13 protein-coding genes and 1 pseudogene are annotated in these 10,813 nt (G+C 51.4%); 13 read left to right on the top strand and 1 reads right to left on the bottom strand.

From position 1 onward, the window contains the following. Window positions 1-128: 128 nt before the first annotated feature. The 12 genes and pseudogenes from NXS07_RS17265 (at window position 129) to NXS07_RS17210 (ending at window position 8,830) form a co-directional block, all read left to right on the top strand. The gene (locus NXS07_RS17265) at window positions 129-560 is read left to right on the top strand and encodes a hypothetical protein (protein ID WP_258087236.1); all 432 of its coding nucleotides are present in this window, start codon (window positions 129-131) and stop codon (window positions 558-560) included. Window positions 561-564: 4 nt separating this feature from the next. Continuing rightward, window positions 565-915 (top strand): HNH endonuclease, encoded by a 351-nt coding sequence (locus NXS07_RS17260; RefSeq protein ID WP_071826252.1) that lies wholly within the window; start codon window positions 565-567, stop codon window positions 913-915. Beyond that, complete coding sequence (locus NXS07_RS17255; RefSeq protein ID WP_258087235.1) at window positions 912-1,115, top strand: hypothetical protein; 204 nt, start codon at window positions 912-914, stop codon at window positions 1,113-1,115. Before NXS07_RS17260 ends, NXS07_RS17255 begins: the two co-directional genes overlap by 4 nt. Window positions 1,116-1,362: 247 nt before the next feature. Beyond that, window positions 1,363-1,857 carry a phage terminase small subunit P27 family gene (locus NXS07_RS17250; RefSeq protein ID WP_038205651.1) on the top strand — a complete coding sequence of 165 codons (495 nt, stop codon included), beginning with the start codon at window positions 1,363-1,365 and terminating at the stop codon, window positions 1,855-1,857. Further along, window positions 1,854-3,584, top strand: a complete 1,731-nt coding sequence (locus NXS07_RS17245) for a terminase large subunit (protein WP_258087234.1) — start codon at window positions 1,854-1,856, stop codon at window positions 3,582-3,584. The genes NXS07_RS17250 and NXS07_RS17245 overlap by 4 nt, the downstream gene beginning before the upstream one ends. Then, a complete protein-coding gene (locus NXS07_RS17240; RefSeq protein ID WP_038222712.1) occupies window positions 3,581-3,742 on the top strand; it encodes a hypothetical protein in 162 nt (53 codons plus the stop codon). Before NXS07_RS17245 ends, NXS07_RS17240 begins: the two co-directional genes overlap by 4 nt. Further along, the gene (locus NXS07_RS17235; RefSeq protein WP_258087233.1) at window positions 3,732-4,961 is read left to right on the top strand and encodes a phage portal protein; all 1,230 of its coding nucleotides are present in this window, start codon (window positions 3,732-3,734) and stop codon (window positions 4,959-4,961) included. Before NXS07_RS17240 ends, NXS07_RS17235 begins: the two co-directional genes overlap by 11 nt. Continuing rightward, window positions 4,954-5,553: an HK97 family phage prohead protease gene (locus NXS07_RS17230; protein ID WP_258087232.1), complete on the top strand. Its 600-nt coding sequence runs from the start codon at window positions 4,954-4,956 to the stop codon at window positions 5,551-5,553. The genes NXS07_RS17235 and NXS07_RS17230 overlap by 8 nt, the downstream gene beginning before the upstream one ends. 9 nt (window positions 5,554-5,562) lie before the next feature. After that, window positions 5,563-6,786: pseudogene (locus tag NXS07_RS17225) on the top strand (phage major capsid protein). Window positions 6,787-6,868: 82 nt separating this feature from the next. Beyond that, window positions 6,869-7,150: a head-tail connector protein gene (locus tag NXS07_RS17220; protein WP_258087231.1), complete on the top strand. Its 282-nt coding sequence runs from the start codon at window positions 6,869-6,871 to the stop codon at window positions 7,148-7,150. A 436-nt stretch (window positions 7,151-7,586) separates the two neighbouring features. After that, window positions 7,587-8,459 (top strand): 23S rRNA pseudouridine(2604) synthase RluF, encoded by an 873-nt coding sequence (gene rluF / locus NXS07_RS17215; RefSeq protein ID WP_038195352.1) that lies wholly within the window; start codon window positions 7,587-7,589, stop codon window positions 8,457-8,459. A gap of 56 nt (window positions 8,460-8,515) precedes the next feature. Next, a complete protein-coding gene (locus NXS07_RS17210) occupies window positions 8,516-8,830 on the top strand; it encodes an inositol monophosphatase family protein (protein WP_230581056.1) in 315 nt (104 codons plus the stop codon). A 449-nt stretch (window positions 8,831-9,279) separates the two neighbouring features. Here NXS07_RS17210 and NXS07_RS17205 read toward each other — a convergent pair whose 3' ends face one another. After that, a complete protein-coding gene (locus tag NXS07_RS17205) occupies window positions 9,280-10,146 on the bottom strand; it encodes a DUF817 domain-containing protein (protein ID WP_038223096.1) in 867 nt (288 codons plus the stop codon). A gap of 102 nt (window positions 10,147-10,248) precedes the next feature. Between NXS07_RS17205 and NXS07_RS17200 the strand changes: the two genes are divergently transcribed. After that, window positions 10,249-10,557 (top strand): tail fiber assembly protein, encoded by a 309-nt coding sequence (locus NXS07_RS17200; RefSeq protein WP_277914653.1) that lies wholly within the window; start codon window positions 10,249-10,251, stop codon window positions 10,555-10,557. The last annotated feature ends 256 nt before the right edge of the window (window positions 10,558-10,813 follow it).

Raw genomic sequence — 10,813 nt, 5'->3', positions numbered from 1 at the left:
TAATACTTAACAATTAGTTAACGTCTGAAATTAAAATCAATATTTCTTTGCCCATTCCCTTGAGTGGTTAAAGGAATGCCCCATGCCATCAGTTAACGCGGGTGGCTTTTCTTTTTGGAGAACAGAACATGACACAGAGTACACCAACACACACCTTCACCATTGATATCAAGTGTGACACCGAAGCATTGAACCAACTTGAATCACAGTTGAAGAATATTGCTGAACAGATGGATCGCATTACTGGTCGACGCTACGACGCAGGCATGAAGTTGTCAGCAGATGTAAGCGTTAAGACTGGAATTACTGCCGATACCTTTAAGGTCTTTGATTCAGAAGGGAGGCTGAGAGTAGCCGCTGCCCCACTGAGTGAAGCAGTCACTGATTTGACGCCCTTAGCCGGAAAGGTTTTCGTGAAAGAGGCGTCTATATCCCAAGCGGTAATAAAGGAAGCGGTAATAAAGGGTAATGATAACCACATCCGCCAGATAGTCCGTGAAGAGATACGCCAGTTCGTCACCCGTGAGAGTGGACGAGGCGGACTGCTCTCGAAGTGGTGATGTGATGCCGCCCCGTATCCCCAGAGCCTGCCGCAAGCAGGGCTGCCCCAAGACCACCACTGACCGAAGCGGCTACTGTCCTGACCATCTTCACACCGGCTGGGAGAATCACCAGCAAGGCAAGAGCCGACATGAACGCGGCTATGGCAGTAAGTGGGACAAGCTCAGAGCCACCATCAAGGCCAGAGACAAGCATTTATGCCAGCAATGCTTACGCAATGGACGGGCAGTGACAGGCGTGACCGTTGACCACATTAAGCCCAAGGCACACGGTGGCACGGATGCGTTAACAAATCTGATTCTATTATGCTGGTCTTGCCATAGGGCGAAGACCGCGACGGAGAGACTACGATGAGCGAGAAACAAGTCAAACTATCAAGACTGTACAAGGGTGGCCACTTCAAAGGTTATGCCCTGAGTGTGGATGGCATGTTGCTATCGAACCAGCAGCAGGTCGTGATTGAGACTCACAGCAGTGATATTCACCCCACACTGAACGTAACCTTCACAGTCAGTGATGAGATGGCAGGTGATGTTGTCGATATTCATATTTGATTTCATTTGTTGATCATATTAAGGGCGATGGTGACAATGATTGTCATCCTGAGATGATTTTAATTTCATCAGTAACAATAGCATCGGTCAGGGTCATTCAAGGGGAGGGGGAGGTCAAATAGCTGGCACTCTCACCCCAAGGGACCGCCTCCCTAAGTCTTTTTTTATCCCCGCGAAAAATGAAATTTAAATCGGGAGTCTTTTTATCCCTCTGGCCCTGTTTTTTTGAATCCGGGAGGTTCTGAGTATGGCTGGAACGGCGGGCAGATCAGGTCGTCGCCCCAAGCCGACGGCACGAAAAGAACTGGCAGGCAATCCGGGCAAGCGAAAACTGAACCGGGATGAGCCGGCCTTTACGCCCCTGTCCGGGGTTTCCCCGCCGGACTGGTTTAGGGAAAACGAATTGCCGCTGGCGGCGGTGATGTGGGAACTGACCAGTCAGGAATTGTGTGCACAGGGATTGCTTTGCGTCACCGATCTTGCCGTGCTGGAGCGTTGGTGTGTGGCGTATCAGTTCTGGCGCAAGGCGGTTATCAATATTGCCCAACAGGGTAACACGGTAACCGGCGCGACCGGGGGGCCCATTAAAAACCCGGAACTGACCGCCAAAAAAGAACAGCAATCCGAAATGGACACGACCGGCTCCCTGCTGGGGTTAGATCCCAGCAGCCGTCAGCGTCTGATTGGGGCTGCGGGTCAGGCCAAAACCGACAATCCCTTTATGAGGATGATCTCATCATGAGCCGCAAATCTTATCTGAATGTCAATGCGGCGAACCAATATGCCCGTGATGTCGTGCGCGGCAAGATTGACGCAGGCCGCCCTGTCAAAGACGCCTGCCGGCGGCATCTGGATAACCTGAGTCAGGAAAAGGCAATATCGTTTAAGTACCGGTTCGATAAAGATCGGGCTGAACAGGCCGCCAAATTTATTCAATTGCTGCCCCACACCAAGGGGGAATGGGCGTTTAAACGCATGCCCATTACTCTGGAGCCGTGGCAGCTATTTATTGTGTGTTCCGTGTTTGGCTGGGTGCATAAGGGCAGCCGGTTACGCCGCTTTCGGGAAGTGTATACGGAAATCCCCCGCAAAAATGGCAAGTCCGCGATTTCGGCGGGCGTGGCACTCTATTGCTTTACCTGTGATGACGAATTCGGCGCGGAAGTCTATTCCGGTGCCACAACCGAGAAGCAAGCATGGGAAGTCTTCCGGCCGGCGCGGTTGATGTGTAAGCGTACCCCGATGTTGGTTGAAGCATTCGGCATTGAAGTGAATGCCTCAAACTTAAACCGTCCGGCTGACGGAGCCCGGCTTGAACCCCTGATTGGTAATCCCGGGGACGGGCAGTCGCCCAGTTGTGCCATTGTGGATGAATACCACGAGCATGACACCGATGACCTTTATACCACCATGCTGACGGGAATGGGGGCACGGCGACAGCCGCTGATGTGGGCGATCACCACGGCAGGTTACAACATTGAAGGTCCGTGTTATGACAAGCGGCGCGAGGTGTTAGAGATGCTGTCCGGCAATGTGCCCAATGAGGAGCTGTTCGGGGTGATTTACACCGTGGACGACGGGGACGACTGGACTTCGCCGGACGTACTGCGGAAAGCCAATCCGAATATGGGCGTGTCAGTCTATGCGGATTTCCTGCTCAGTCAGCAGCAGCGCGCCCTGAATAATCCCCGGCTGGCCAGCGTCTTCAAAACCAAACACCTGAATATCTGGGTGTCTGCGCGGGAAGCCTATTTCAATATGGTGAGCTGGAAGCAGTGTGAAGACACGACGCTCACCCTGGAGCAATTTGAGGGCCAGCCCTGTTTTCTGGCGTTTGACCTTGCCCGTAAGCTGGACATGAACAGCATGGCCCGGCTTTTTGTCCGCGAGATTGACGGTAAGCGGCATTACTACAGTATTGCCCCGCGTTTTTGGGTGCCGTATGACAGCGTGTACAGCGTAGAGCAGACCGAGAACCGCCGCACCGCTGAACGTTTTAAGAAGTGGGTGGCGATGGATCTGCTGACCGTGACGGAGGGGGCCGAAGTGGATTACCGCTACATCCTTGAAGAAGCCAAACTCGCCGGTCACCTGAACCCGGTTAATGAGGCCCCGATTGATCCCTTTGGGGCAACCGGCTTATCTCACTCACTGGCGGATGAGGGTATTAACCCCATCATCATTACCCAGAATTTCACTCACATGAGCGATCCGATGAAAGAGCTGGAGGCCGCCATCCAGTCCGGTCGTTTCCATCATGACGGTAATCCGATTATGTCCTGGTGTATCAGCAATGTCGTCGGGAAAACCATGGGCGGGAATGATGATATTGTGCGCCCCATCAAGGAGCAAAAAGACAGCAAAATTGACGGGGCGGTCGCCCTGATTATGGCGATGGGCCGCGCCATCCTGCATGAAGAACCCGACTTTCTTTCCAACCTCGATCCGGATGACCTTTTAATGTTATGAAAAATTTACTGATTGATGGCGCTGCGCTGGCCGGCACCGGGGCGGTGTTGGCGGGCTGTTACCTTAAGTATGGGCTGGCAAACACCCTGATCATCGGGGGCGTTTTGTTGATTGCCTATGCCCTGACCGTCGCCCGCCGGAGGAAATATGCTGCTTGATGCGCTGTTCCGCAGTGAACCGCTGGAAAATCCCCGCACCCCGATCACGGCCGAGGCTGCCGACCATGACGGCCTGTTCAGTGCGGATGTGTATGTCAGCCCCGAAACGTCGATGAAACTGGCGGCGGTCTATGCCTGTATCTATGTGCTGTCCTCTTCGGTGGCGCAGATGCCGCTGCATGTCATGCGTAAGAACGGCAAGACCGTGGAAATGGCGCGGGATCACCCGGTGTTTTATCTGGTGCATGATGAGCCGAACGACTGGCAGACCAGTTACAAATGGCGGGAGCTGAAACAGCGCCATGTCCTCGGCTGGGGCAATGGTTACTCGTGGGTGAGGCGTAACCGTCGCGGGGAAGTGACCACGCTGGAAGCCTGTATGCCGTGGGAAACGACCTTACTGAACACGGGCGGGCGCTACACCTACGGGGTGTATAACGAAGACGGCAGTTTTGCCATCAGCCCGGACGACATGATCCACATCCGGGCACTCGGTAATAACCGGAAAATGGGGCTCAGCCCCATCCTGCAACATGCCGAAACCATCGGGATGGGCATGAGCGGACAGAAATACACCAGTGCCTTTTTTGGCGGGAATGCGCGTCCGGCGGGGATTGTCTCCGTTAAAGGGGAAGTCAATGATAAAGGCTGGGAGCGGCTTAAGCAGATGTGGAAAAAAGCCGCCGCCGCCCTGCGCAGTGAGGAAAATAAAACCCTGCTGCTGCCCGCAGAACTGGATTATCACGCCCTGACCGTGTCGCCGGTGGATGCCCAGCTCATCGACATGCTGAAACTCAACCGCTCCATGATAGCGGGGCTGTTCAATGTGCCGGCCCACATGATTAATGACTTAGAGAAGGCGACGCTTTCCAATATTTCTGAACAGGCTATCCAGTTTGTCCGCCATACCGTAATGCCGTGGGTGGTGAACTGGGAGCAGGAACTGAATCGCCGGTTGTTTACCCGGCAGGAAAGGGCGGCGGGGTTTTATGTCCGTTTCAATCTGGCGGGACTCCTGCGCGGCACCCCGAAAGAGCGGGGTGAGTTTTACCACTTCGCCATTACGGATGGCTGGATGAGTCGTAATGAAGCCCGTGCCTTTGAAGACATGAACCCCGTGGACGGACTGGATGAAATGCTGGTGAGTGTCAACGCCGCCAATCTGCTTAACAACCCGGATCAACCCCATCCCAACCAGGAGGACAAACCCGATGAGTGACAGGGAAATGCGCTGTTACAGCGGTGAGGTGCGTACTGAAACCCCGGAGAACCAGCCGACGCGCATTGTCGGTTACGGCTCGGTGTTTAACAGCCGCTCAGAACCGCTCTGGGGCTTTCGTGAAATCATCAAGCCCGGGGCCTTTGACGAGGTACTCCATGATGATGTGCGCGGGCTCTTTAACCATGATCCCAATTTTATTCTGGGACGCAGCGCCGCCGGGACATTAACCGTGTCCGTGGATGAGCGCGGGCTGCAATACACCATTCAGGCCCCGGACACGCAGACCATCCGCGATCTGGTGCTGGCTCCCATGCAGCGGGGGGATATTACCCAGTCTTCCTTTGCCTTTCGGGTCGCCCGTGATGGAGAGCACTGGTACGAAGATGAGGAAGGCATTGTCATCCGGGAAATCAGCCAGTTCTCCCGGCTGTTTGATGTGAGTCCGGTGACGTATCCGGCCTATCAGGCGGCCGATTCAGCCGTCCGTTCCTTGCAGGCCTGGCAGGAGGTGCGCCACAGCGGGGCACTCCGGCAGGCGATTAATCAAAAAATGGCGCGTGAGCGCATTCTGACGTTACTGAATATTTAGGATATGAGCATGAAATTACATGAACTGAAACAACGCCGTAACACCATTGCGGCGGAAATGCGTACCCTGCATGACACAATCGGGGATGCCGCGTGGACGGACGAGCAGCGCACCGAATGGAACAAGGCCAAAACCGAGCTGGACAGCCTTGATGCCCAAATTCAGCGCGAAGACGAATTGCGTCACCTCGACCAGCAGCTGGTTAATCAGACTGAGTCCGAACAGCGGGGTCATCCTGCCCCGCCTGAAACGGCGCTGGCTGAAAAACGGGCGGCGTCTTTCGACAAATACCTGCGTCACGGATTGGGTGAAATGACCCCCGAAGAGCGGCAGGCATTGCGTGAACTGCGGGCACAGGGCACTACCCCGGATGAAAAAGGCGGCTACACCGTCCCGGTTCAGATGCTGAACAAGGTGGTCGAGGCCATGAAAGCCTACGGCGGCATTGCCAGCGTGGCGCAAATCCTCAGCACCTCCACCGGGCAGACCATCGAATGGGCGACGGCGGACGGCACGACGGAAGAGGGCGAGCTGCTGGGTGAAAACACGGCGGCCAGCGAAGAAGATACCCTGTTCGGCACCGAGTCACTGGGGGCGAAGAAACTGTCGTCCAAAATCATCCGGGTGTCCAATGAGCTGTTGCTGGACTCCGGCATTGATATGGAGGCCTATCTGGCGAAACGCATTGCCGAGCGCATCGGGCGTGGTGAGGCCCGGTATCTGGTGAAAGGCACGGGCACGGGCAGTCCGCAACAACCGAAAGGTCTGGAAACCTCGGTCACGGGCACGGTAGACGCGGCCACCAAGTTTAGCTGGAAAGACAGAACGCCCTGAAACATGCCCTTGATCCCGCCTACCGCAATACGGGGACGTTCCGCTGGGCCTTCAATGACAGCACACTGAAAGTCATCACCGAAATGGAGGATGCCCAGAACCGCCCGCTGTGGTTGCCCGAAATTGCCGGGGTAGTGCCTTCCACGGTATTGGGGGTGCCTTACGTGATTGATCAGGCGATTGCCGACATGGGGGCGGGTAACAAGTTCATCTATTGTGGGGGACTTTAACCGCTTTATTGTCCGCCGTGTCACTTACATGACCCTGAGACGGCTGGTTGAGCGTTATGCCGATTATGACCAGATCGCGTTTCTGGCGTTCCACCGTTTCGACTGCATTCTGGAAGACACGGCGGCCATCAAGGCGCTGGTCGGCAAGGGTACAGCGTCAGCGGCGTAATTCCCTGTGATGACATTCACGCCGCGTGAAGCGGTTTTTTTGTGCCTGCGATCGGTCAAGGTCGCCGGTGTCAGGAGGCAAGATGCCTTTTCCCACCGTGGAAAAACTCAAACAGCAATGCCGTATCGACAGCAACCATGACGCGGAAGATAGTTTGCTGAACACTTACGCCCGTGCTGCCATCCGGCGGGCGGAAAATTACCTGAACCGCCGTCTTTATGAAGAAGTCGTGCCGGACACTGACCCCGACGGATTGTTTGTTTCGGACGATGTGGAACTGGCGATCATGCTGACGGTGGGCTACTGGTATGAAAACCGCGAGGCGCAGACCTTATCCACGCCCCTGTGGGCGACACGCTTATGAGATTGCCAATGCTGTACCAGGGATACGACCTATCCACGCCCCTGTGGGCGACACCCTAACGGATTTTGGTAGATAAATCATGATGTTAAACATCAGTGAAAAAACTACCAAAATTTTTTCGCAAATTCCCCCTTTCAACCACAGCACTCTGGCCATGCCCGAGGGCGTAAATTCGGCACGGTCTGTGCCTATTGAAATCTATCAAACCGCCATCGCAGCTATATTAATCGCCACGTTTATATCACGGTAATGTTCAACACCAGCATAACTTGCCAACGATCATCGCAGCCATCGACCTATTCGCGCCCATGTGGGCTACACGGCTAACAATGTCGCTAATAACGCTCAGTTGCCGACCTAGCCCCGCACAATTCGCCCCGATCAGGCTTCGCAACGTAACCCGGGTAAGGTATAGTCTGCTTTTTATGGAGAAATCATGCTGACCAACCCATCCATTCGTCTTAACAAATACATTAGCGAGAGCGGCATCTGTTCTCGTCGCGATTCCGATCGTTACATCGAACAGGGGAATGTTTTTATTAACGGTAAGCGAGCCGCCGTTGGCGATCAGGTATTTGCCGGAGATATAGTGAAAGTTAACGGTCAGCTTATCGAGCCGCGTGATGAAGAAGACTTAGTGCTTATCGCGCTGAATAAGCCCGTTGGCATCATCACCACAATGGAAGATAGTGAGCGGGATAACATCAGTGATTTCGTTAACCACAGCAAGCGCGTCTTCCCGATCGGGCGCTTGGATAAGGATTCCCAAGGACTGATTTTTCTGACTAATCACGGCGATCTGGTCAATAAGATTCTTCGTGCCGGAAATAATCACGAAAAAGAGTACGTGGTAACAGTTGACAAACCGGTGACCGATGAGTTTATTCAGGGCATGAGCGCAGGTGTGCCGATGCTGGGAACGGTGACCAAAAAATGTAAAGTGCAGAAAGAAGCTCCCTTTGTGTTTCGTATTACGCTGGTGCAGGGGCTTAACCGCCAGATTCGCCGCATGTGTAAATACTTTGGCTATGAAGTTACTAGGCTTGAGCGCACGCGCATCATGAACGTCAACTTGAAAGGGCTGCCACAGGGCGAGTGGCGAGATTTGACCGACGATGAACTGATCGGGTTATTTAAGCTGATTGAAAACTCATCGTCCGAAGAAAAACCGGCGAAAAAAGCGCAGACTAAGCTCGTTGCAGCTAAAAAACCGGGCTTTAACGGGCCGAAAAACGCCGAAAAATCCGACGGCAACTCTGCTTCTCGTAAGCGCTTTACTCAGCCTGGGCGTAAGAAGAAGGGGCGCTAAACCGGGATAATTCTCGTCAGCTGCCGGATCTAGCTAAATCCTTTAAGCGCCTCTCGTTGCGGGCTGACAATAAAGATTTAAACATAAATCGCCACGAGTTTGCCAGACAGTACAAAAAACTAAGTTTACAACTATTTTGTAACTTATTAATGGCGCGGATGGCTGGTACCCTTGGTGAAGAGTTTGGTCTTGCAGGGAACGAAACTTTTGGGTCAGGTTGGATCATTGATTCGATTGATGGCACGCGAGCGTTTATTTATGGTGTGCCATTATTTAATACATTAATCGCTTATATTGAAAACGGTGAACCTGTTGTCGGTGTGATTGGCTTTCCAGCTATCTCAACTATTGTATATGTCGCTCAAGGGTAGGGAGGCTGGATGTTGTACAGTGATCTCGATGCGTGTTATCGCTGTTTTTCAAGCTTGTTAACTGCCACAACACCTGAATTGGCGGAGCAGATTGTTCGATTAATGAATAAATAAAAACGATGATATGGGGTGTCTTACCACCCCGTCAAATCCGGATAGATAAACATTGTGCTATTAGCTGAAATCAAAACACAGGCGTAGTTTGCCGCAGTGGAGGCAGTGGAATGGCAGCAATCACAGTTAACGGTTTATCGGTAGAAAATGCCCCTGTTCCAATGGGGGTCTGGGTGATATTTGAAAACAGGTAATACTTTTTTATTCAGTGCCATATTTGCTCCTTTCGCGGGCCATATATTGAGATCCTTACGCCCCTTATAATGATATCGTTTCATACTGTTATGCATGAAAACAGGGACATTTCTAAATGGGGAAAAAGTAACATTACTAAATTAACGGGCAATTGCCACATTCGCTTTGATATGTTTAAGGTGAACGACAATCGTAAAGGTAACAACCACCAATAATGACCATGCCCCCCATTTTCCTGCATGAACAACAGACCAAGCGCCTAATTGATTCGGGTATTGCCAGATCCCAAAGAAGGTACCGAAGTTTTCCGCCAACCAAATAAAAAAACCAATCAGTATAAAAGCAAGTAATAGTGGCATTCTGCATTCTTGATCCAACGGCGTATAAAAAATAGTACCACGTGCATACAAACCGAAAATAAAAGCAGTTAAGTACCAGCGATAATCATCAATATAATGATGACTAAAGAAGTTGATATAAATTGCCAGTGCCACCAGTGTTGCCATCCAATAAGTTGGGTAATGCTCAATGCGTACCTTAAAAAAGCGCCATGACTGTATAATGTAGCTCCCCACGGCCGCATACATAAAACCTGTAAATAGTGGGACTCCCCAAAGCTTAGTAAACGCAGCATCAGGATATTGCCATGAACTAATAGATGCTGATGTCTTAAATAGCTCCATCATAAAACCGACTAAGTGAAAGACGCAGATCGCTTTCAATTCATCCCATGTTTCGAGTTTTAACCGTATTAGTAATGCTTGAAAGGTCACTGCAAATACTAATAGTACATCATAACGCGGTATGCCCATGATGCCTTTTGCTGGAACCAAAAATAAAGCCAAAAAAAAGAAACCGGCAAATAAGCACGAGCGTGCATTAATCAATCCAAAGAAAAGAAACTCTAAAATAAATCGTTTAACACCTGTGCTGTTATTGGGCTTATGAGCCATTAATAAGTTATCAACTTTACGCAGAACATTCAGTCTCTGGCACATACTTTCCATTTAATTAACCTGTTGGTGTTATTTGTTGTCAATTCACTACGATAATGCCTATTTCATGCCGCGAATTCTAGCAGGATTTGAGTAACCATTCACCAACACCTATTGAATAATCAGGTTAAGCACACCCGGGTACAGTATCGATGCTTCAGATCTTTACCCGAACGGGTTTACACTCCCGTTGAGTTACAACAAATGGCCGAGCATCAAAAACGGCAATTGATGGGTATTGCCAGAGAAAAAATCGCACCATTACAGGACGCCGTGGATTTAAATATCGCCACCAATACAGAGAAATCTGCACTAACCGAATGGCGTAAATGCCGGGTGCTGCTCAATCGGGTGGATTGCACTACCGCACCCAATATCCAATGGCCGGAACAACAATCAGTGATCCGTCGGATTGGTTCCTGATTATATCGGGATTATGGGGCGTGATCAGAAAGTCTGCCAGATGGGAAAACTCTTCCGCCATCAGCTTCGCCCGTTCCCGCATATAGGCTATTTTTTGCCAGCACTGTCTTATTAATTAAATAATAAAATCAGTAATATAGTGAATTTAATTTGGTCATGACTCCAAAGCGTTAACCTGGTATTCTTATGCCTTTTTAAGGGGATCTCAAAATGACGGTGACGATAGAAGTTGCTTGCCGGTATTGTAACCAAACCG

The sequence above is a fragment of the Xenorhabdus bovienii genome (genome assembly GCF_024721015.1).
Lineage (GTDB): Bacteria > Pseudomonadota > Gammaproteobacteria > Enterobacterales > Enterobacteriaceae > Xenorhabdus > Xenorhabdus bovienii.
This window is presented reverse-complemented; position numbering and strand designations above follow the sequence as displayed.

Coding starts and splice junctions, on each gene's coding strand:
- NXS07_RS17265 (WP_258087236.1), top strand. CDS start 129: ATGACACAGAGTACACCAACACACACCTTCACCATTGATATCAAGTGT.
- NXS07_RS17260 (WP_071826252.1), top strand. CDS start 565: ATGCCGCCCCGTATCCCCAGAGCCTGCCGCAAGCAGGGCTGCCCCAAG.
- NXS07_RS17255 (WP_258087235.1), top strand. CDS start 912: ATGAGCGAGAAACAAGTCAAACTATCAAGACTGTACAAGGGTGGCCAC.
- NXS07_RS17250 (WP_038205651.1), top strand. CDS start 1,363: ATGGCTGGAACGGCGGGCAGATCAGGTCGTCGCCCCAAGCCGACGGCA.
- NXS07_RS17245 (WP_258087234.1), top strand. CDS start 1,854: ATGAGCCGCAAATCTTATCTGAATGTCAATGCGGCGAACCAATATGCC.
- NXS07_RS17240 (WP_038222712.1), top strand. CDS start 3,581: ATGAAAAATTTACTGATTGATGGCGCTGCGCTGGCCGGCACCGGGGCG.
- NXS07_RS17235 (WP_258087233.1), top strand. CDS start 3,732: ATGCTGCTTGATGCGCTGTTCCGCAGTGAACCGCTGGAAAATCCCCGC.
- NXS07_RS17230 (WP_258087232.1), top strand. CDS start 4,954: ATGAGTGACAGGGAAATGCGCTGTTACAGCGGTGAGGTGCGTACTGAA.
- NXS07_RS17220 (WP_258087231.1), top strand. CDS start 6,869: ATGCCTTTTCCCACCGTGGAAAAACTCAAACAGCAATGCCGTATCGAC.
- rluF (WP_038195352.1), top strand. CDS start 7,587: ATGCTGACCAACCCATCCATTCGTCTTAACAAATACATTAGCGAGAGC.
- NXS07_RS17205 (WP_038223096.1), bottom strand. CDS start 10,146: ATGGAAAGTATGTGCCAGAGACTGAATGTTCTGCGTAAAGTTGATAAC.